Consider the following 21,298-nt stretch of genomic DNA (forward strand, 5'->3'; position numbering starts at 1 on the left):
GGAGCCTCCGTCCCGGCTGGTCAGGGTTCGATCGGGCGGACCTGATCGCGGTACCGCTCGAAGAGGACGCGGTTGTGCGCGTCGCCCCGCGCGAGATTCGCCGATACGTGCACGGGAGGGTCGATGCCGCGGCCCAACAACCGGCGGCAGACCAGTTCGGTGAGTAGCTGCGCGATGAGGACGCCGGTGAACGACGAGACCGCCCCGATCCGAACCCCTGGGGTGATCTCCCGTGCCGCGTCCCCCGCCGGCGCCTGGTTGTCGATCACCACATCCGCCAGGTCGGCGAGATGCGCTCCCCGGGTCGCACGGGCACCGGCCGAGCGGGTGTGTGCCAGTGAGGTGACCGCCACGACCGGATGGGAGCGCTCGCGGGCCAGCACCGCCATCTCGGTGACGGCGGCGTTGATTCCGGAGTTCGAGACGATCAGGAAGGCATCGTGCGCGGAGGGTGCGGCGAGGTGGTAGATCCGCTCGGCGAGGCCGGGCTCGCGCTCGTACGTCGGATCGAGGATCGGCCCCGGCTCGGCGCCACCGAACATCACGAGGTCCTTGACCGCCAGCATGCTGACGGCGGCGAGCCCGCCGGCACGTCCCGCGAGTTCGAGGGTGACGATCCGCGAGTGGCCGGTCCCGAACGCCTGCAGGACACCACCGGCGGCGATGGCGTCGGCGACGAGCCCGGCCGCTGCCTCGATGGCGTCGAGCTGCGTCGACAGGACCTGCTCGAGTGCGGTCCGGGCGATGTTGGCGTAGGCAGGCTCAGGCATTGATCCTCCTGGAGTGGTCCCGGTTGCCGACGGCCTCCGCGGCGGCCGCCACGGCGGCCTCGACGACGATCTCGCCGCTGCCCGAGGTGACCGGACTGGCATAGGTTTCGTAGCAGGGTTGCGTGTCACGGGTGGGTAGGTAGCCGAGGTAGCCGTTCGCGTAGCCGAGGACCACGACGTCCCGTGCCTGGCCCGGCGCCGCGGCACGGATCGTCTCGCCCAGTTCCAGGAACAGTTCGCCGGGAACGGCCACGAGCGTGACCCCGTCGAGGTCCACCGCCTCCACGTCGATCACGTATGGTTCCGTGCGCTGCCGGGCGGCCTGTTCCGCCGCGATCCGCAGCCCCTGCTGCATGACCCGGTGGGTGCGTTCGTTTCCGCCCCCCGGCGGCGGGGTCTGCCGCTCGGCGACGTCGAGTTCCGCCGGCTGCTTCGGCGCGAGCGTCACCGTCCGCACAACCGGCGGTCGTACCGGCGGCGCGGCACCCCCGCCGACGCGCGGCGACACCGGTTCGACCCGGCCGGCCAGCCAGGCGCCGAGCCGGTCCGCCTCGTCGAGCCCCCGCCCCTGACGGGTGTGCCGGGTGCTGATGTCGCCGGCCGCACCGGTGGCGACGACCACCCACCGGTCCGGCGTGGCCAGCGCCCGGCGGATGCCGCCGTTGAGGTCCGCGCTCACATGGTTGTTGTCGGCGGGAAGGATGGTCGGGTGGACCGGTGAGACCACGACCAGCCCCACCACCTCGGTACCCGCGGTGACCACGATGGTGTCGACGGGAATGTCCAGGGGAGCCGGATCAGCCACGTTACGGTGACCCGCCAGGTGGGGAACCAGCGTGCGGGCGGAGCCGAGTCGGGCGGCACGCTCGGACGCCACGGCGGACCGCGCGGCCACGAGGGACGCGGCTTCGAGCCGGTCGGCGACGTGCCGTGGCGTGGCGTCCCCGCCGGGGCTGCAGCCCGCCTCGGGGCTCGCGTGGGTGTGGGTGGCGGCGACCCAGCAGGACTGCACACCGACGTCTCGCATGGCGGCTCGGATCCGGTCGACGACGTCGACGTTGACGCAGACCAGGTCCGCGACCACCAGGGCGAACCGGTGGCCCTCGTCGGCGAAGGTCACGACATGGACCTCCAGCGGGTCGAGCACGTTCCGCACGCCGTCCGAGCGGTCGGCGTACCCACCCATGGGTTCCCCGGGCACGACCTCGAGTCGCGCCACCCCGTGCCCGGCCCTCACGCGTCGCCACCCTGGCACGCCAGCAGGCGCGCGTAGGGGGCGGCACCGCTCAGCAGCGCCGGACCGCCGTCGAGCGGCTCCGCTCTGGGTGTCACCAGGGGCAGCCCTCTGGCCTCGAGTTCGGCCGACAGCGCCTGGTGCAGAGGGTTTCCCGGGGTCAGCAGCCGGCCGCTGAAGGACACCCGGCGGGCTGCCCCGCCGAGACCGAGCCGGTCGGTTGCCGCCTGTGCCGCGTCGGCGAGGTCGGCCGCGGCCCCCGCACAGATCCGGACCGCCACCGCGTCGGCCCCGGCGGCCGCGTCGAGCACCTCGCGGGCGAAGGCCGCCGTACGCGAGATCATGGCCGGGTCCCGGTAGTACCGCTGAAGCGCGGCCAGGTCGACGCCGCCGAGCGCCGCGACGAGGCGGTCGACCAGCACGGTCGCCGGCCCGACCCGGTCGTACGACGCGGTCGCGGCGCGCATCCCGGCCAGCCCGATGGCGTACGCGCTGCCCCGGTCACCGAGGTGGGGACCCCACCCGTCGAGCCGGGCGTGGTCGCCGTCGGCGTCCACGGCGAGCACGGTCGTCCCGGTCCCGACACACAGCAGTACGCCGGGACCGCCGAGAGCGCCGGCGTGCGCGAGGACGCTGTCCTCCACGACCACGGCCGGACCGCCGAACTGCCGCTCGAGGGCGAGGGCGAGGCGCCGGCGTTGCGCGGGCTCCCCCGGTACGCCGGTCAGGCCGGCCACCACGCCCGCCACCTGTCCGGGAAGGGAGATCGTCGCCGCGGCGCCACGAACCGCGGCCAGGATCCGGTCGACGCCGTCCTCGTGGGGCTGGTAGGAGAAGCCCGGGCCGACGCCGAGCTGGTGGCCCGCCGCGGCACGTAGCAGCAGCCGGAGCTCCGACTTGCCGCCGTCGATGGTGACCGTCGTCGTCAACGTGACATCCCTGCGGTCAGGCCCGCGACGATCTGCTTGGTCGCGAGTGCGAACACCACGGCCAGCGGCACCAGGGCGATCACGAGTCCGGCGAAGAGGGTGCCGCGGTCGGCGGCGAACTCGCCGAAGAACCGGGTCAGCCCGACCGGGACGGTGTACTTGTCCCCGCTGCGCAGCAGCACCAACGGATAGAAGAAGTCGTTCCAGGTCGGCGCGAACTGGAAGACCGTGGCGACCGCAAGCGCGGGCCGCATCAGGGGCAGCACGACCGACACGAACAGCCGGCCCTCGTGCGCCCCGTCGATGCGCGCGGCCTCCTCCAGCTCCCCGGGCAGTCCCCGCATGAAGCCCATGATCACGAAGATCGAGAACGGGATCCCGCTCGCCGCGTAGAGCAGCACCAGCCCGATCCGGCTGTCGATCAGACCCATCGACTGGAACATGTAGAACACCGGCAGCAGGCCGAGCTTCGCGGGGATCATCAACCCGGAAAGGAAGAACGCCGCCAGCAGGGCGCGGCCCCGGAACTTCCACCTGGACAGGGCGTAGGCGGCCATCGCCGACACGCTGACGCACAGCGCCACCGAGGCGCAGGTGACGGTCAGGGAGTTGACGAAGTACGTCGAGATCGACGCGGTCTGCCACGCCCGGGTGTAGTTGCCCAGGTCGAACGAGCTGGGCAGCCCGACCGGTGCCTGGAGGATCTCCGCGTTGCTCCGCAGCGACCCGATCAGCACCAGCAGCAGCGGGCCGAAGGCGATCGCGGCGTAGGCCCACAGGACGAACTGGCCGCCGGCGGTGCGCAGCAGCGCACGCTGGCGGGTGCCGCGCGGAGGTTCGAAATCGCCCCTGGCTTTCGGTGCCGTGCGGGGGGCGGCGCGCAGGGTGGTCATCTAGTGGACCTCCCGGCGGCGCAGCACCCGCTCCAGGGCCAGGGAGACCCCGAAGATGAACACGAAGATGAGCATGGCCAACGCCGAGGACTCTCCGATCGCGTTGCTGCCGCCCTGGAAGGCGGTCCGGTAGTAGAGCAGGCCCAGTACGTCCATCGCGCCGCCGGGTCCGCCGTCGGAGCCGCCCAGCGCGTAGACGAGGTCGAAGATGTTGAAGCACCCGATGAACGTCAGCACGGTGATCACGCCGACCGCCGGCATCAGGAGCGGGAACCGGATGCTCCAGAACGCCCGGGTCGCGGACGCGCCGTCCATCGCGGCCGCCTCCTCCAGCTCCTGGGGGATGCCGCCCAGGGCGGCGCCGAAGATGAGCATCGGTCCGCCGATCCACTGCCAGGCGTTGACCAGGATCAGTACGGGCAGGGCGAGGTCCGGCTCGCCGAGCCACGGGCGCGCCCACGCGTCCAGGCCGACCGCGCGGAGCGCGAAGTTGATCGGGCCGAAGGTGGGGCTCAGCAGGAGCGACCAGATGTACCCGACGATCAGCGGGCTGATCAGGTAGGGCAGCGAGAAGAGCGTCTGGAACAGCCGCTTGCCCCAGGGATTGCGGTGCAGGAGCACCGCCAGGCCCAGTCCGACGGTGTTCTGGATCGCCATGGTGCCGACGAAGAAGAGGACGTTGTGCCCCAGCGCGGCGGGGATCTCGTCGCGTAACGGATAGCGGGCGAGAACCTCCTGGTAGTTACCGATCCCGACGAACTCCCCCTGCCGGGTGCCGTCCCAGTGGAACAGCCCGTAGTAGAAGGCGGTGACCAGCGGCGCCACGACGAAGAGGCCGTAGAGCGCGAGGGCCGGCAGGCAGAAGGTCGTGATCCACCCCGCCGAGACCCGTCCCGCCCGGCGGCGTGACCGCCGGGCGGGACGGACCGTCAGTTCTTGGGCCGGAACCACTGATCGACCCCTCGTTGGACGTGGGCGGCCGTGTCAGCGGCGGTGCGTCGACCGAGGACGTAGTCGGAGAACGCCTCGGAGGCGAGGTCCCAGCCGGTGGGTGTGCCGCCGGAGAAGTACGCGTAGGTGACGTACGGGCTCGGGTTCGCCTGGTATTCCCTGAGTGCCTGGGCCAGCAGTTCGTCCTGCGGCTGGACGCCCGGCACCGCGGAGATCTGGTGGAGCTCGGTGGCCAGGGCGCGGCCGAACTCCTCGGTCGCCATCCACCGCACGAGTTCCAGAGCCGCGTCCCGCCGGGGCGACTTCGCCGAGACGCCGAACGACCCGTCGACGTAGCCGGGGACCAGCGTCTTGTCGACCGCCGCGCCGGGCGCGGGCGGCACGTTGAAGATGCCCAGGTCCAGCTGCGGGTTGGCCTTCTTGAACCCGGCGATCTCCCACACGCCGCCGGGGAACGCGGCGGCCCGGCCGGAGGTGAAGAGTGCCTGCGCGTCCGCGTAGCTCACCCCGGACGCCTGCGCCGGCCAGTACTTCTGGGTGCTCTTCCACGCCTCCAGGGAGTTCACCCAGGGCGTGCCGGTGAACTTCGCCGAGCCGTCGAGCATCCGGGTCAGGTAGTCGGGGCCGCCGTACGTCGTGGCGCCGAAGATCTCCTGCTCGATCGGGAGCATCCACTTGTCGGTGACGGTGTTCGCCAGCGGGGTGACCCCGGCCTTGCTGAGCTTGTCGAAGCCCGCGATCATGTCCGCCCACGTGGTGGGGGCGGCGATGCCGTTGTCGGCGAAGACCTTCTTGTTGTAGATGACGTGCAGGGTCTGGAGCGCGAACGGAACGCCGTAGACGCGCCCGTCCTTCTCGCCCTTCGCGCCGTCGAGGACCGGCTTCGGGAAGCCGCCGAGCTTGTCGACCTGGTCGTCGAGGGGCACCAGGCTGCCGGCGGCGACCAGCGGCTGGAGCAGCCCGTAGGAGCGCAGCTGCGCGACGTCGGGGCCGCTGGAGTCGGTGAGGCCGGTCTTGAGGATCGTGTCGTACTCGGTGTTCTTGTAGGGCAGGTACTCCACCGTCACGCCCGGGTGGGCCTTCTCGTAGATCTGGAAGATCTTGTTGTATGCCGCGACATCCTCCTGTCGCCAGCCCCAGACCTTCAGGTTGACGGCGTCATCGCCGCCGCCCCCGCTGCCTGGCGCGCACGCAGTAAGGGTGATGGCGAGCAGCGCTGCCGCCCCCAGCACACCGCGTCTTCTGGGCATCGCATCTCCGATCGTCGTGGCCGCCACCCCGCTGGACGTGGCGGACCAGCCGAGGCTAATACTGGTATAGACCGGAGGTCAACGGTTACGCCGACCTCACCAGCGGTCCGGGCGTTTGCCCGTACGATGGCTTGAATTGCGTAGGAAGGAGAACTGGTTCGTGCCAAGGACGCGACATGAGCCGAGCGACGGGGCTTTTGAGTCCCTGCCGGCGGAGCGCAACGGCGGCAAGGGCGAGCACATCAGGGACGTCCTCACCGCCATGGTCCTGAACTCGCGGGACGGTGCGCTGCTCCCCTCGGAGCGGGTCCTCGCCGAACGGTTCGGAGTCGCCCGGATGACCGTCCGGGGCTCCATCGACGCGCTTGAGTCGAAGGGAATGGTCCGGCGCGTGCCCGGGCGTGGGACCTTCGTGCAGCATCCCACGCTGACCCACTCGGAGATCTTCCGCTCGTTCAGCGAGGACATGCGGATGCGCGGCATGACACCGGGTGCCAAGTCGTACCGCGCCCGCACCCGCCCGGCCGCCCGCCAGGTCGCCGCCAGCCTCGACATCGCCCCGGGCGACCCGACCCACTACATCGAGCGGATCCGCACGGCGGACGGCATCCCGATGGCGTTGGAGCGGACGAACCTCGCCGCGGCGCGGTTCCCCAGCCTGCTGAAGGTGATGGAGCGCGACGACTCGCTGTACGAGGTGCTGGGCCGCGTCTTCGGGGTGCGGCTCGAATCGGCGCGGCAGACCGTCACCATCGCCCGGCTGACCGACACCGAGGCGAAACGGCTCGAGGTCGGCGAGGACACCCCGGCGTTCCTGATCGAGCGCATCTCGGTCGACAACATGGGCAAGGTCGTGGAGTACGGCCGCTCGCTCTACCGCGGCGACCGGTACGCCATCCAGATGCACGTCAGCCCCCCGTCCCAGGGCGGCTGACGCGCATCCGGAGGGCCGTCAGCGCAGGCCGGTGAGGTGGTGCGCCTCGATTTCGGCGGCCGTCAGGGCACGATCGTAGATCGCCGCCTCGTCGAGGTCACCCTGCAACCGCTGGGACGTGTCGTCCCCGCGGCCACCGAGCTTGACGCTCGCCGTACCGCTGCCGGGCGGCACCGACGTCGCGACGCTGTTGTCCGCGACGCCGTCGAGGTACACGGTCAGTCGCGACCCGTCGAAGACGGCGGCGACGTGGTGCCACTCGTCGACCGTCAGCCGGGTACGGCCGGTCACGAGGCCGTGTCCCTTGCCGGCGGCGCCGAGCGACCACGCCTGCAGGACGCCGTCGGTCACCCGCAGGGCGTACCCGTTGACCGCCGGCCCGGAGTAGCTCTCGATGACCGCCTGCCCCGGCGCCGGGGCGAGCCTGTCGAGCTTCACCCACGCCTCCAACGTAAAGGCGCCCTGAAGGTCGGTCCGCGGGCCTCGCGGCGCCTCGACGTAGCCGGCGGAGAGGTCCGCCGCCCGGTCACCGGTGATCGCGCCCTCGGCGGCCGGCTGGGCGCCGGCGAGGTAGGTCCCGTTCCGCCCGCTGGCGGAGCTGTCCACGGCGGTGCCGGAGCCGGCCGGGTCGCCGAGGCGCCAGTAGCCGGCCGGGTCCGCCCCGGTCACGAGGTTCGGGTAGCTCTGCTCCCCGACCAGGATCGGCAGCGACACCGTCACCGGCGGCGCGCCGTCCTCGTTGACGGCCACCGTGACCTGGTGGCGCCCCGGCTCTGCGCCGGCCGGGACGGTCACCGTCACCGGCACGCTCGCGACGATGGTCCGGCCATCCGGCCGGGCCCGGAACACCTGCGTCGCCGGGTCGACGGTCCAGCCGTCCGGGCCGGTGGCGGTCACCTGTGCGCTGAGCCGGTGATCCGCGAACACCTCGACGGCGACCTGGAACCGCTTCGTCTTCCCCGGCGCGATCAGCGACCCCGGCGGATCGACCGAGACGGCACCGCTGAACACGTCGGAGTAGTGCGGGACGATCTCGTAGACGCGCGGGGCCGCGCTGCCCGACGCCCACCGGATCCGCACCGCGCCGGCCGCGAGGTCCGCCGCCGGCACCTTGGTGAACCCATCAGCGAGTGGTCCGAGATCCACCCAGGCGCCGTCGACCAGCGCCTGGATCACGCCGTCGGCGGGAGCGGTCGCGTCCTGCACCACGGTCACCGCCGACAGCCGGTGCGGCTTGGTGATCGCCACCGTGATCGCATCGCCGTCCCGCGGCTTGCCGGCCGCGACGTAGGCCGTGTCGTCGCGCCGGTCGGTCAGGTTGCCCAGCGCGGACCCCTGTGCGGCAGCGGGCAGGCCCGTGGGGGCCCCGAGGTCGCCGTACCAGCGGTCACCGATGTAGCCGTCGCTCTGCGCGGCCGCGAAGCTGAGCAGCTCGTCGACCGGGCCGGGGCTGATCTGGTGCGACGTCCTGTCGAGGATGCCGCGGGCACGCGCCTGCTCCCGCCGGGCCAGCCAGGCGGCTTCGCCGTCCCCCCGGTCCTGCGCCCGCAGGATCGCCAGCGCCGCCCGGCCCGCCCGGCCGGTCGTGCCGACCCGGTCCAGCCAGGGCTCGATCTGCTTGAGCAGCAGAGCGTTGTCGAGCTGCGCCCGCAGCGTGGTGGGGAGTTCCTCCAGACGACGCAGCTCGCGGTCGAGCTGGTCGAGTTGGGCATCCACCGCCCGGCCCGCCGAGTAGTCGGCGATGAGCCGGTTGACGAGCGCGGCGAACTGCGGCCGCGCGGTGTTGTCCAGGGCGCTGGCCTTGTTGTTCTCCGCGAAGAGCCGCAGTTGCTCGTACGCGTCGCCGCCGATGGTCTCGAGGGTCCGCGTCCATGAGCGCTCCGCGTCGTAGGCCCCGGGGTTCCAGGCGTAGTCGGCCTGCGTGCCGAGTGGGATCTGCGAGGCCTCCTGATGCTGGACGAGTCCGTTGAACGAGATGCCCAGGACGTCGTCCGCCATGCCGGCGTCGCGGTTCACCAGTGGGCCCAGCAGGAGTCGGTTGGGGCTGTAGTCGTTGACCGGGTAGTTGTCCCAGATCATGATCCGGTGCCGCGGCCAGACGTCCTGAGCGGCCCGCAGGTCGTCCTCGGTGATGCGCGGCGAAACCACCTCCGCGCCCGTCCAGTAGAGGTCGACCTCGGTGCTGAGCAACTCGTCGAACCGGTTCTTGTACGGCGTGGGCGTCATGCCCCAGTACTCCGTCGGCACCGTCACCATGCGGTTGGCGCCGGGGCGCTTCTCGATGAACTCGCGTTGGACCAGGTTGGTGACCGCGGCCTGGGCCGCCGCGAGCGGCGACTGATCGCCCTGGTAGGCGTCCCGGTCCTCCTGGCACGCGAAGTTTCCGGACACGTCGTCCCAGGCGATGACGTAGCTGCGGACCCCGATCTCCCACAGCTGCGCCAGGCGCGCCAGCAGCTTGGCCCGATCGGCGTCGCGTACGTGGCAGATCCCGCGGCCCGGTGCCAGGGGCGCCTCCGGCGAGATCCGGTACACGAAGTCGACATGACGGGACGTCGCCAGGTCGAGGATCTCCTTCAGCCGGCCCAGTTCCGCCTCGTCGTACAGGGAGTCCCAGTGCGATCCGGTACGCAGGTCGTCCGCCGGCCCGTAGAAGAACTGGTTCATCTTGTGCCGGGCCAGGAACTCGATCTGCGAGCGCCGGTCCTCCTGCGACCACACGGGCCCGTAGAACGACTCCATGCCCCCACGGACCCGGTAACCCGGCCAGTCGCGCACCGCCACGCCGTCGACGGCCACCCGGGCGCCTCGCGGCACGAGCAGCTGACGCAACGACTGCACCGCGTAGAAGGTGCCAGCGCCGTCCACGCCCGCGAGGACGATCCGCGGTCGCCCGAGCCGATCGTGCCCGGCCGCCAGCACGTACCCCTCACCGGGCAGCCCCGCTGGCCCCTGCACCCCGAGAGCGCTCAGCGCGGCGACGCTCGCCGACGTCTCGGCCGGGCCGCCGAGGAGGATCACCGGACGCGACGTCGACATGTCCGCGCTTCCGACCACCCTGGCGGTGACCCCGCGCGCGCCGAGCACGTCCACGAGAGACTGCCGGGCGGCCGGATCCGCGGCCGCACCCGCGACGACGTCGACGTGGTCGGGCAGGACGACCGACCCCGCACGCGGCTCCACGCGCTGCGGCGTCGGAAGGACGCGCGCCACGCCCACCCGATCAGGAGCCTGCGGTTCCCCCCGAGCCGCCACGGGGTTCACCAGGCCAACGGCGAGCACGACCGATCCGGCCAACACGCCGGTGCGGCGGCAGCCGCGTAACGAGCGCAACAGAAACATCGAACCTCCACTCATTCAATGTGGGCCAGCCGTGGTTCCGTGAGGGTCCGGCGTGGCGTGCGGTGAGCGGACCACCGCGAGGACCGACCGACATGGCAAGCGCCGGTCCGGTCGAGTCGGCAGGGACGAGGCCGGCCGTCGGGGTCGGAGCCGACGGCCGCGCGAAGGGGCTCCCGGAGGATCGTCCGGGCCGGGCTGGCATCCGCGCGAGGTCGATTGTGGCCGACCGGTCTATACCGATGACGAGGATCCATGCCACGACCGGCCACGTCAACCCCCTACCGGCGAACGACAGCGCTGGTCCGGGTGGCTGCGCGTAGCGAGCCATTGACATCGACTCGGTCGGACTTCACGATACTGGCCTAGGCCGGTATTTGGTCGCGGCGCGGACGTCGACGGCCGACCCTGAAGGGAGATCGCCATGCGTATCCCGCCCATCCGCCGCGGCCAGGCCCACGCGGCCATGCTCGCCGTGCTTGCCTCCGTCGCTCTCGTCGTGCCGGCCGCGCCGGTCGCGGCGAGCCCGAGTGCTGTCGCCGCCGTAGCCGAAGGCCCCCGAAGGCTCATCGCAGAAGGGTTCGCAGACCCGGACGTGGTCCGCGTCGGCCAGACCTGGGTACGCCTACGCCACCAACGACTTCAGGCACGTCCCGGCGGCCAGCGCGCCCACCATCGACGGGCCGTGGCAGGTCCTCGGTGACGCGCTGCCGGGCGGACCCGGCCGCTGGGTGGTCGCCGGCAGGACCTGGGCACCCGACGTGCACCCCAACCCTGACGGCAGTCTGATCCTCACCTACACGGCCCAGGACGCCGCCTCCGGTCGTCAGTGCATCGGCGTGGCGTTCGCGTCCTCGCCGCTCGGCGGGTTCGTGCCCTACGGATCGGGGCCGCTCATCTGCCCCCTCAGCCAGGGCGGCGCCATTGACGCGAACACCTTCGTCGCACGGAACGGAACGCGCTACCTGACCTGGAAGAACGACGGCAACGCCATCAACCCGCCGTCCACGCTCTGGGTCAGCCAGGTCGCGAACGACGGCACCACCCTGGTCGGTCCGACGACGGCGATGCTGACCGTCGCGGCGGGCCAGATCATCGAGGCGCCGGACCTGGTCCAGCGTGACGACAAGATGGTGCTCTTCTACTCCGGTGGGTCCTTCGCCGGCTGCGGCTACTACACGTCGTACGCCACGGCGCCGGCGGTCATCAGCCCCTGGACGCCGGCGCCGAACGCCTTCATGACCCAGGCCGACACGGGACTCTGCGGTCCGGGTGGCGCAGACGTCGTGACGGCCCAGGACGGGCTGGGCGGCGGCGACAAGGTCGTGCTGCACGCGGCGGTCGCCGACGGCAGCAGGCACATGTACTCGATCGACCTCCGCTGGGTCAACGGCCTACCGGTGCGGGGCGGCAGCCGTAAGTCCTCGCTCGACGGCAACGGCCGCGCCGAGATCGCCCTGATCCAGAGCGACGGGCAGATCAAGGCCTGGCACAACTACAAGGGCTTCGACGCCATGCCGTACGGCGCCGCCCAGGTCATCGCGACCGACTTCCTCGACCCGGCCCGCACGATCTTCATCTGATCCGGGCACGCATACCAGCACCGCAAGCAGGGCGCTGCTCGGCCCGGCTACGTGTCCTTGCGCCCCGCCGGGTCCGCAGCCGCGCGGCCACCCCTCAGCGGCAAGGCGGCGTGGTCGTCGACCCGCACGGGGGGGCCGCCACCGCCCAGTCGATCTTCGTACGGACCGGTGCGGCCGGCGTCGACGATACGACGCCGGTCGCAGCCGACCGCACGGAGCTGACCCCGGGCCGCGACGCGGCGGCCAGGAACGGCCCGGCCTGGGCGTTCTCGATGCGCCCGGCAGTGCCGGCGTGCTGCCGCCGCATCGCCTGCGGATCGCGGTGCCTCCGCGACGCGTGCGCCCGCCAATGCCCGCCGGGCCCGAATCGCGGCGTACAACCACCTCGACGACCGCACGGTGTGGCCGGGAGTCGCCGGGTCCGCGGTCGGGCCAGGAGTCAGCACGTCGTACGATCCGCCGTCGACAGCAGCCCCCGCACGGACGACGTCGCGGTGCGGTCCGGCTCCACGCGCACGAAACGGCCGGCGGCACGCCACCTTGTCGCGGATGGCGTGCCACCGGCCACGGTCTATGCCGCGGCCACCGCACGATCCCCGGTGGTCCTCACGGACCGTCGACGATCGTGCGGTGGCCGCCCTCATGCCCGCGCCACGCCTACACGTGGCGTCGGGGGTCAGCCCGTCGTGCCGACCGAGTGGTGTCGCGCGACCTCGTCGGCGGTGAGGGCATGGTCGTAGACGGCGACCTCGTCGAGCAGCCCGGCGAGCCTGGCGCCGGCGTCGTCACCACGGGCCCCCAGCTTGAGGCTTCCGGCCCCGCCGGTCGGGCTCACCTTCGTGGCGGCCGAGCCGTCGGGTCGTCCGTCGAGGTAGACCGTCAGGGTCGACCCGTCGTAGACCACGGCCACGTGATGCCACTTGTCCGGCGTGACCACCGTCTGCCCTTCGACCGACGCCAGCTGCCCGGCCGTGCCCAACGTGAGGGCGCTGATCTTGCCTCCGGGCAGGACGCGCAGCGCGTAGCCGTTGTAGGCGGGCGCGTCGTACTTCTCGACCACGCCGTACTGGCCGCAGACGTCACTGAGATTCACCCACGCCTCGAGGGTGAACGAGCCACTGACGCTCACCGAGGCCGAGTCCGGTACGGCGACGTGGCCGCCGGTCAGCTCGGCAGCGGTGTCCGGATCGCCCGTCAGCGCTCCCGGGCGGCCCAGTGCCACTGCGTCCGCGTACGCGCCACGGTTGCCGGTGCCGGAGGAGTCCTCGGCGCTCGTGCCGGATCGCTCACCCAGCCGCCAGTAGCCGACAGGCTTGTCGGCCAGCACCTGCGCCGCGTAGGAGGACTGGGCGGTGGCCGCCTGCTGCCTGCTCGTCGACGTCTGCCCGGCTGCCGAGACCGCCGCAGCCGGCGCTGAGCTGCCCTGCACGGCACTCCCACCCGAGCGCTGCGCACTGGGCGACGGGCCGGGGTTGCCGAGCACACCCTTGACGTAGTGCGAATCGATCTGCCCCGGAGTCAGGGCCTTGTGGTAGACCGCGACCTCGTCGAGGTCACCGAAGAAGCGGTCCGCCGCGTCGTCTCCACGGGCGCCCAGCTTGAGGCTGCCCCTGCCGTCGGTCGGCGCCTTGGCCACCGGGGTGGACGTCTGGAGCTGCCCGTCGAGGTAGGTCCGCAGCGTCGTCCCGTCGTACGCTGCCACCACGTGGTGCCATCGCACCTGCTGGACGCTGCGCGGGCTGGACGCGCCGGACTGCGCCTCGTCGGCGATCGTGAGCGCCTGCAGTTTGTTGCCGTTGACCAGGCGCAGGGCGTAGCCGTTGCGCGACGGCAGGCAGTCGCCGCCGTCGTACTTCTCGATGATGCCCTGCGGTCCACCCGCCGCGTCCTTGACCCACGCCTCCAGCGTGTAGGCACCGGTGACGCTGAGCGAGGCGCTGTCCGGAATCTCGGCGTAGCCGTCGTCCAGCCGGACCGCGGTGTCAGCGGAGTCGGCGATCGCCCCTGGCTGGGACCGGCCGACGCTGCCACGGTAGGCACCAGCATTTCCGTTGCCGGAGGCATCGGCCACCGGCTGGCCCTGGGCGTCGCCGAGCCGCCAGTAGCCCACCGGCGCGTCCCGCTTCACCAGCGCGGCGTAGTCCGCCGGATCCGGTCGGGCGACCCGGACCGACAACGAGGTGCTCCGGGCCGTACCACCGGACGGATGGGTGACCACGTCGATCCGGTAGCTCCCGGGTGCCGCATCGGTGGGGATCCGGGCCGAGGTCGCGAGCTCGGACCAGGCCAGTCTCTGGTTGCTGCTCACGCGGAACGGCAGCTTCGGGTCGCGCGCCGTCCACCCGGCCGGAACGCCGACCTCGACGGTGCCGCCGACCGTGCCCTGCCCGAGCGCCTCGACCTCCAGGTCCAGCGCAAACGTCTCACCCGGCTCCAGCAACGTGCGCGGGGTCGTCACCTTCGTGGCCTCCGCGCTCGGCGCGTCGGCCACCTTCACCGCCTGGTAGGTCGCCCGGACCGTGACCGCCGTCGTCGGCCGGCCGAGGTCGACGAGCTCGCGCTCGGCGTCGAACGTCACCGGTCGGCCGTCGACGGTGACCCCGGTCAGCCGGTGACCGCGCGGCGCGCGCAGGTGCAGCACCACGTCCGTCAGCGGCGCCCGTCCGGTGGCCGCGCGCGGTGGGTCGACCCGCACGGTCAGCCGGCCGTCCGCCAGCTCCGACGAGGAGGCGAACCCGACGGGGCCGAAGGACGTCGGCAGGTCGGCGACCTCGATGCGCTCCCCGTCCGCGAGCCAGGGCCGCGGCGTGGCCGGCGCCAGGTGCAGTCGGGTCGGTACGCCGTCGGCGTTCAGGTCCTCGCTGACCAGCAGGCCGCGCACCGCCTCCAGGTAGGTGGCGTTGTTGGGCGACAGCGGCGGCCAGTACTGCGACCGGTAGTACTCACCGAACTGCGGGCACGGCGATATCGTGGCGCCCTCGCCGCCGACGAAGGTGTGCGGCGTGAAGTTGTGCGCGAGCATCCCGTAGAAGCTCAGGTCGAGGCGGTCGGACTCGGCGTTGTCGGCCAGGAACCGCATCAGCGAGTAGCCGTACTGCTGGTCGATGCCGCTGGACTTGTATCCGGGCGCCGCCGGCCACTGGTTGTGCCGGATGTTCTGGCAGACCCCGGGATCGGCGGTCGACAGGTTGAACCTGGTGAGGCCGAGGAACAGCGACCCGTGCTTGTAGAGGTAGTCCCGTAGTCCGGTCGCCGTCGCGCTGCCCGGCTCGAACAGCCCGGTCGCGAGTGCGTACGGCATGATCAGGTTCCAGTAGCTGCCGAGGAAGTCGGTGGTGACCTTGTCGTACGGCTTCGACGACGCCGGGTCCAGCAGCGCGATCGGCACGAACACCGAACCGTCCGGCAGCACCGTCTTCGACTTCTCCACCGCGCCCAGCAGTGACGCGCGCAGGCCGGCCGCCTCGTCGAGGAACGGCTTCGCCTCGTCGGCACGGCCCATCAGCCGCAACGCGACACCGACGTCGCGCAGACCGCGCCAGACCTCGGACTGGTGGTGCAGGCCGTAGACCGGCTCCGGAATGTCGGAGGCGTAGCGGGTCTTGGCCAGCAGACCGTTCGGGTCCGCGCCGCGTTGCCGCTTGAAGTCGGCGAGCCAGTCACGGAACGTCGGCAGGGTCTCCAGCAGCAACGACCCGTCGTTGCTCTGCAGGTAGTACGTCGCCACCGTCTGCAGCTTGATTCCGCGCTCCCAGGACACGAAGAAGCTGCCCTGGCCGCGTCGCAGCATCTCGGTGAGGTTCGCGCGCGCCTTGTCCTGGTAGCCGAAGTCCCCGAGCGAGGTGACCGTCGCCGCGATCTCCGGCACCCAGGCGAAGGACTTGTCCAGCGACTCGTAGCCGTTCCCGACTGTCAGGTTGAAGCCCATCACCAGGTTGTTCAGCAGCGTGCTGCGCATGGCGTCCGCGGCGTACCGCTCCGGGAGCCGGACCTTGGCGCCGGCGTTGAGCTGCGCCGTCCAGTAGGCGCCGGTCCGGGACTTCGCGGCGTCGTAGAGCTTGGCCGACGGACGGTCGGCAGGCAGTTCGGCCGGCTCGTTCGGCGCGACCAGATAGAACTCGGCCTTTCCGCGGCTCAGGTCGGGCGTGAAGCTCAGGTCGGGCGCGGACCAGGTCGCCGCACCGCTGTACGCGACCACGGTCTTCCCGTCGAGGGTCAGCCGTCCGGGCGCGGCGACGACGTCCGCCACCTTGTCACGGCTCACGTTCAGCCGCAGTCGCGGGCGCGCCTTCGCCGGCCCGGTGACGACGAACCGGAGCATGCTGACTGCCGGGCCACCCGGGGTGAGCTCGGTGACGAACGACTCGCGCTCGTAGCGGACCCCGGCGGCGTCACGATAGGAGTTGGCGAGGATCGGCAGGTATCCGCCGGTCAGGCGGGGGGCACCCGACCTCGCCTCGGCCTGGCCGTAGCGCTCGGTCCCGTCCGCGCCGACGAAGAAGCGGACGCGCTGGGTCGCCCGCGAGTCCGACCATTGCGACATCAGCTCGCTGCCGTCGGCGACGTGCAGCGAGAAGTCCCGCTCCTCGGCCCACCGGGTGGGGTCCGGCGCCGGATAGGTGAAGGGCAGGTAGTACCAGGGCGAGGCGGCGTCCGTCGTGCCACCGTGGTTGGCCGGCACCAGCAGCGGCTTGACGTTGGCCAGGGTCGGACCATCGGGCAGGCCGAGCAACTTCTCGCCCCAGTGGTCGGATCCCTGGCCCAGCGCGTGGTTCACCCGATCGGCGTAGCCGTCGGGCAGGGTCAGGTCATCGCGGGAGCCGGACCGGCCGTGAGCCTTCTGCTCGCCAGCCGCCTGGACGCCGGCCGCCTGGACGTCCTCGGACTCCTGCGCCAGCAGGCCGGCCGCCAATGTCACCACCGTCAACAGCGACAGCGCCGCTCTCGATCTCGATCTTGTGGCCATTCGATCCACCTTCGCGTGGAGTGTCGCGTGAATACTGGACTAGTCCAGTAACTCTGGGGCACCCTCCTCGATGGTGTCAACACCTCGACTGACCGCCCCTGCGCAGAGGGTGCGTCACGATCCATCGATCGGTGCGCGGGCCCGCCCAAGGTGAACTGCCCCGGATCCTGTGCAGGCCTTCCGGCCTCGAACGGATCGACGGATGGCAGGAACGAAGCCGAACCCGCCGTGCTGCGGGAGCGGACGGTGCGGCTGGGCGGCGGCGTGGTGGCCGGGTCGGTGCTACTGACGCGGGTGCTCACGCATCGTGGCCTCGCCGGATGGGCAGGTGGACGGTTAGGGAGACGATCTGCGCGAGGGCGGCCGTCATCCGTCGCCGCTCCCGAGAGGCTGACTTCCGGCGTGAGCTGGGGCGTCGAGGAGGAAGGTCTCCCCGCTCACGGCGATACGGCGGGCCCTCGCGCTACCACTTCCGGCGCCATTCGAGGCGACCTCGATGGGCCACAGCCGGGACGTCCCCACGTCGGACGTACAACGCCTCGCCCTCGACCCACCAGACGTCTCCGGCGCGAAGGCAGACCGGAACGTCCAAGCTCAGCGCCAGAAGACAGCCATCGGAGCTGCCGGGCAGCCCCTCCAAGTCGTCCACCAGCTCCATCCGGACCGCGGCGACGGGCTCGGTCTTCACGCCGCCACTCTGCCGGCATCCGTGTGGGCAGGACGGCTCCTTGCCCCCACGCTGCGGCTCCGGCTCGACGTGCGGGTATCGGCGCACCTGCCGCCGAGCGGCGACGACGCAATCGATGCGGCCTCGAGCACTTTGGGTGGGGATTGTGACGACGCCTCGGTGAGGGCTTGCCGGACGTGGCGGCTGTTCATGCCTTGGGCCCGATGACGGCGCCAGCCGTGTATTCGGAGAAGATCTCGCCGAGGATGCGCAGCCCGCTCGCGGCCGGCCCGCCGGCCTCGCCCAGGGTGGAGGCGCAGCTGACAAGCGTCTTCCAGAGGGCCCAGCCACGCCCGCGCGCCCATGTCGCGTCATCGACCGACAGCCGCTCCCGGAACGCCTGGCGGCCGTCAGCGGTCAGCAGGGTCCACGCGACAGCCAGGTCACAGGCCGGATCGCCGACGCCACATGTCCCGAAGTCGATGACCGCTGCCAACTCCCCGCCGACGAGCAGGAGATTTCCTTGGGCGACGTCACCATGGAACCAACTCTCCACGCCGTCCCAGCGTGCGTCTCGTGCGCTCTGCCAGATCTCGCGAGCCAGGTCGACGTCGACGTGACCGTCGAGTGCCGTGAGGGCGCGCTGGGCCTCCCCCTCGTAGGTGCGCAGCGTGCCGCCTCGAAACCAGTTGTGCTTCCCGGGGCGGGGACCGTCGGTGGTGTCGACGCGCTGCAGGGCCGCCAGGAACCCGGCCAGGTCGCGCGCGAATCGGACGGGGTCGGCGATGCTGTCCGCGCTCGCAGGCTCTCCGTCGAGCCACGGGTAGACCGACCACGGGTAGGGATAGCCCGCGCCGGGCTGACCCTTCGCCAGTGGGATGGGGATCGGCAGCGGGAGCAGGGGGGCGAGCGCCGGAAGCCACCGGTGTTCCTTGTCGACCGCCAACGCGTACTCGGCCGCGCTGGGTAGACGCACCGACATCCGCGGGCCGAGGTGGAAGGTCCAGTTGTCCCAGCCACCGTTGGCTACGGGCCGAACCGGGAGGCTGGCCCACTGAGGGAACTGCGCGGAAACGAGCCGGTGCACCTGATCCGCGTCGACGGTGATGCGTTGGGGCACGGGACCGAGGTGCGGTGTGTCGCTCACTGAGACATCCCTGTCAGACAAGGAACCTGGCGTGTGGATCTGAACGACGGCTCGCCGCCTGAGCAGACCCTATCGCTGCTCCCAGCCGTACGATGACCTTGGCTGGCCGACGGGTCGGAGTATCGGGCAGGAAGTCGGAGTATCGGGCAGGAACAAGCCGTGGCCGACGCCGGCGTCGGGCGGTCCGAGAACTCATATAGTCCAGGCGGTGGACTTCAAGCAGGTTCGGGACGCGTACGCCTCCGTCGCAGCCCTCTACATCGAACTGTTCGGCACCAAACAGCAGGTACATGTCGATGACCTCGCCTTCATCGGGCGACATCTGTCGAGTCGGCCCGGCAACGTGCTCGATCTGGGCTGCGGACCCGGCCACATCACCGACTACCTTCGGTCGCTCGGCGTCGATGCGATGGGGATCGACATCGTTCCCGAGTTCATCGCCCATGCGAAGTCGACCCATCCGCACGGGAGGTACCAACTCGGGTCGATGAGGAACCTCGACGTCGAGGACCATTCCATCGCCGGCATCCTGGCCTGGTTCTCGCTGATCCATCTACCGCCGCAGGACCTCGAGGATGTGCTGGCCGAGTTCCGGCGAGTGATGGCACCGGCCGGCACGCTGGTGGTCGGCTTCTTCGACGGCGACGAGGTCTCCGCCTTCGACCACAAGGTCGTGACGGCCTATCGCTGGCCCGTCGACGAGCTCTCGGCGCGGTTGACGAGGGCTGGCTTCGTGGAGGTCGAGCGCCAGCACCGACCCAGCGACGGCACCCACCGGCCGTATGCCGCGATCGCGACGGTCATGGGTGAGCGTCATTCGCCGCTCCCCTCGATGGACACTGCCTGACGCGCACCGTCGAAGCGACCCCGGCCGCCGCGTTCACCGACGCTCCCATCACCTGAGTCGACCGGTCCAGCCTCCAGGACGATCGCATGATCAGCGATCAGACGGGTGATCCCCGGATACCAGGACGCGGATCTCAGGTAATGCTGCTGAAGTGCCGGACTGGAAGAGAAGGTGTCGACGATGTACGCCCTCCAGCCCTCCTCGCCCTTGGCGTTCAGGTCCTTCCGCCGGTGCCAGATCCACTCGAACGTATCCAGGACCAGTTCCGCCGCAGCGCGGACTCGGTGGCGATTCGACTCGTCGACATCGGGAGGCTTCCCGTCATAGAAATACGGCCGAATTTCGGGATATTCCATGAAGGTCTTGTCCAGCTCTCGGAAGAGACCGATGACCCCGTAGTAGGTCGAGGTGTGATGAGCCCGCCGCGACAGGCGGTAGCTGTAGATCGCAGACAGCACCGCAGCCGCTATCGCTGCGATTGCCAAGATGTCTGATGATTCCATTCAGAGTCCCGGGATATGAGGCGTCAACGGGGAGGACGAGACGAACCACCAGGCTTATTCCACGCGTGTAGCGACCCCGACCGTCGCCTCCCAGGCCCAGGGCCGTCCACGGTCGCCCGGTAGCGGCGTGAACGATCGCCAAGAGCGCGGTGGCTGCGGGGGCCATCGACGTGCCCGGCAACTCCGGTCACGCGCCTCGTAGATTGACTCATGCCAACATTGTCCTGACTGCCGCAACCCGGCCCGCCATCCAGATGCTCCGATGAAGATCAGGTGGTCGAGGGGGCGGTGAAATCCGCGCGGAGGACGGTGTGGACGCCCCGGACGATGTAGTCGACCGGGAGGGCCGGTCTGGCTCGGTTGCCTGTGTGGATGGGGCGGGTGCCGTACTTCGCTGTCGTGCTTCCGTCAGTGGCCGCCGTCAGGCCGTCGCAGGAAGGGGGCCAACCGCTCCCCCTCCTTGAGGTCCTCTCGCCAGTAGCGGTAGACGAGCCCCGTCACGATCCCGACAGAGGCTGCCGCAACAACACAAGGGAGGACTTTCCAACCGACCACGGCTTCAACGTCGAACGCCACCACCACGGGCGGCACCTCCCCGACGTGTGCACGCACGGTCTCATACTCGTCGGAGGTCGGCTCACGGAACTGTGGGTCAGAGAACCGGGTCGGACAGGCGAGGTAGTGGACGTCGGTGAAGACCAACTCCAAGCCGTGGTGGTACGTCAGGTCGTACCCGGCGGCGATGCGCAGTTCCGAACCATTCCACCCGAGCACATCCCAGTCCCACCATGAGCCCTCGGGCAGTTGCACGACCGTCACGCCACGATCGTCCCATGGATCTGGCGCCCAACCATCCGTCCAGACCCGGCATCGACGCCCTCCGACCCCGGCTTCGCCCATTCCTAGCTGCCAGGACCGTCCCCTGTCGTACAGGGTCGTCCCCCGGCGTCCGTCGTGATCGTCACTCAGTTAGTCACCCACCTCCTCGGCGCTCGACCCATCCCGGTCTCGGACCAGGCGGCCGAGGAGACACCGCGCTCCACCATCTCCGGACCGTGCCCGCTGCCGTAGGTCCTCACTTCGGCCTTCCTCGTACAGCAGCCGGTTTAGCCGCCTGCGAGCGTGCACATCGCGTTGGCCGAGTGCCGCCAGCTCGACATGACGCCCGGCGCGGGCGAGCAGATCCATGTGCCACAGGTGTGCGTTATGGCGCTCGTGGTCGGTGCTGTAGCACTCCGCAGCAGCACCGACCACCGCGATTGCTCGGTTCCAATCGCCCCGCTCC

The 21,298-nt window shown here is 70.8% G+C and carries 13 protein-coding genes and 1 pseudogene; 3 read left to right on the forward strand and 11 right to left on the reverse strand.

What is annotated here, in order from left to right:
- Positions 1–20 precede the first annotated feature (20 nt).
- From AB0G08_RS18910 to AB0G08_RS18935, 6 genes are read right to left on the reverse strand one after another with little or no spacing between them, the layout of a single operon-like run.
- On the reverse strand, positions 21–770 hold the full coding sequence (locus AB0G08_RS18910) for an SIS domain-containing protein (protein WP_358089358.1): 750 nt from the start codon (positions 768–770) through the stop codon (positions 21–23).
- On the reverse strand, positions 763–2,007 hold the full coding sequence (locus AB0G08_RS18915; RefSeq protein ID WP_358089361.1) for a hypothetical protein: 1,245 nt from the start codon (positions 2,005–2,007) through the stop codon (positions 763–765). The genes AB0G08_RS18910 and AB0G08_RS18915 overlap by 8 nt, the downstream gene beginning before the upstream one ends.
- Positions 2,004–2,933: a BadF/BadG/BcrA/BcrD ATPase family protein gene (locus AB0G08_RS18920; RefSeq protein WP_358089363.1), complete on the reverse strand. Its 930-nt coding sequence runs from the start codon at positions 2,931–2,933 to the stop codon at positions 2,004–2,006. Before AB0G08_RS18920 ends, AB0G08_RS18915 begins: the two co-directional genes overlap by 4 nt.
- On the reverse strand, positions 2,930–3,826 hold the full coding sequence (locus tag AB0G08_RS18925; RefSeq protein ID WP_358089366.1) for a carbohydrate ABC transporter permease: 897 nt from the start codon (positions 3,824–3,826) through the stop codon (positions 2,930–2,932). Before AB0G08_RS18925 ends, AB0G08_RS18920 begins: the two co-directional genes overlap by 4 nt.
- Positions 3,827–4,777, reverse strand: coding sequence for a sugar ABC transporter permease (locus AB0G08_RS18930; RefSeq protein WP_358089369.1), 951 nt, complete (start codon positions 4,775–4,777; stop codon positions 3,827–3,829).
- Positions 4,756–6,027 (reverse strand): extracellular solute-binding protein, encoded by a 1,272-nt coding sequence (locus AB0G08_RS18935; RefSeq protein WP_358089372.1) that lies wholly within the window; start codon positions 6,025–6,027, stop codon positions 4,756–4,758. Before AB0G08_RS18935 ends, AB0G08_RS18930 begins: the two co-directional genes overlap by 22 nt.
- 160 nt (positions 6,028–6,187) lie before the next feature.
- Between AB0G08_RS18935 and AB0G08_RS18940 the strand changes: the two genes are divergently transcribed.
- Positions 6,188–6,961: a GntR family transcriptional regulator gene (locus tag AB0G08_RS18940; RefSeq protein ID WP_358089375.1), complete on the forward strand. Its 774-nt coding sequence runs from the start codon at positions 6,188–6,190 to the stop codon at positions 6,959–6,961.
- A gap of 18 nt (positions 6,962–6,979) precedes the next feature.
- Here AB0G08_RS18940 and AB0G08_RS18945 read toward each other — a convergent pair whose 3' ends face one another.
- Positions 6,980–10,318: a beta-N-acetylglucosaminidase domain-containing protein gene (locus tag AB0G08_RS18945; protein ID WP_358089378.1), complete on the reverse strand. Its 3,339-nt coding sequence runs from the start codon at positions 10,316–10,318 to the stop codon at positions 6,980–6,982.
- A 614-nt stretch (positions 10,319–10,932) separates the two neighbouring features.
- On the opposite strand from AB0G08_RS18945, the pseudogene AB0G08_RS18950 reads away from it, so the two are divergent.
- Positions 10,933–11,883 (forward strand): annotated as a pseudogene (locus AB0G08_RS18950) (glycoside hydrolase family 43 protein); the annotation flags it as partial.
- 676 nt (positions 11,884–12,559) lie between these two features.
- Here AB0G08_RS18950 and AB0G08_RS18955 read toward each other — a convergent pair.
- Together AB0G08_RS18955 and AB0G08_RS18960 are read right to left on the reverse strand one after the other, a co-directional pair.
- The gene (locus AB0G08_RS18955) at positions 12,560–16,849 is read right to left on the reverse strand and encodes a LamG domain-containing protein (RefSeq protein WP_358089381.1); all 4,290 of its coding nucleotides are present in this window, start codon (positions 16,847–16,849) and stop codon (positions 12,560–12,562) included.
- A gap of 875 nt (positions 16,850–17,724) precedes the next feature.
- Positions 17,725–18,663, reverse strand: a complete 939-nt coding sequence (locus AB0G08_RS18960; protein ID WP_358089384.1) for an aminoglycoside phosphotransferase family protein — start codon at positions 18,661–18,663, stop codon at positions 17,725–17,727.
- 208 nt (positions 18,664–18,871) lie between these two features.
- On the opposite strand from AB0G08_RS18960, the gene AB0G08_RS18965 reads away from it, so the two are divergent.
- The gene (locus tag AB0G08_RS18965; protein WP_358089387.1) at positions 18,872–19,510 is read left to right on the forward strand and encodes a class I SAM-dependent methyltransferase; all 639 of its coding nucleotides are present in this window, start codon (positions 18,872–18,874) and stop codon (positions 19,508–19,510) included.
- Here AB0G08_RS18965 and AB0G08_RS18970 read toward each other — a convergent pair.
- Both AB0G08_RS18970 and AB0G08_RS18975 read right to left on the reverse strand, forming a co-directional pair.
- Positions 19,477–20,013, reverse strand: a complete 537-nt coding sequence (locus AB0G08_RS18970) for a hypothetical protein (protein ID WP_358089390.1) — start codon at positions 20,011–20,013, stop codon at positions 19,477–19,479. The two genes, AB0G08_RS18965 and AB0G08_RS18970, sit on opposite strands and share 34 nt — an antisense overlap.
- 408 nt (positions 20,014–20,421) lie before the next feature.
- Positions 20,422–20,832 carry a hypothetical protein gene (locus AB0G08_RS18975; protein ID WP_358089393.1) on the reverse strand — a complete coding sequence of 137 codons (411 nt, stop codon included), beginning with the start codon at positions 20,830–20,832 and terminating at the stop codon, positions 20,422–20,424.
- Positions 20,833–21,298 lie beyond the last annotated feature (466 nt).

The sequence above is a fragment of the Micromonospora sp. NPDC023644 genome (assembly GCF_040640115.1).
Taxonomy (GTDB): domain Bacteria; phylum Actinomycetota; class Actinomycetes; order Mycobacteriales; family Micromonosporaceae; genus Micromonospora.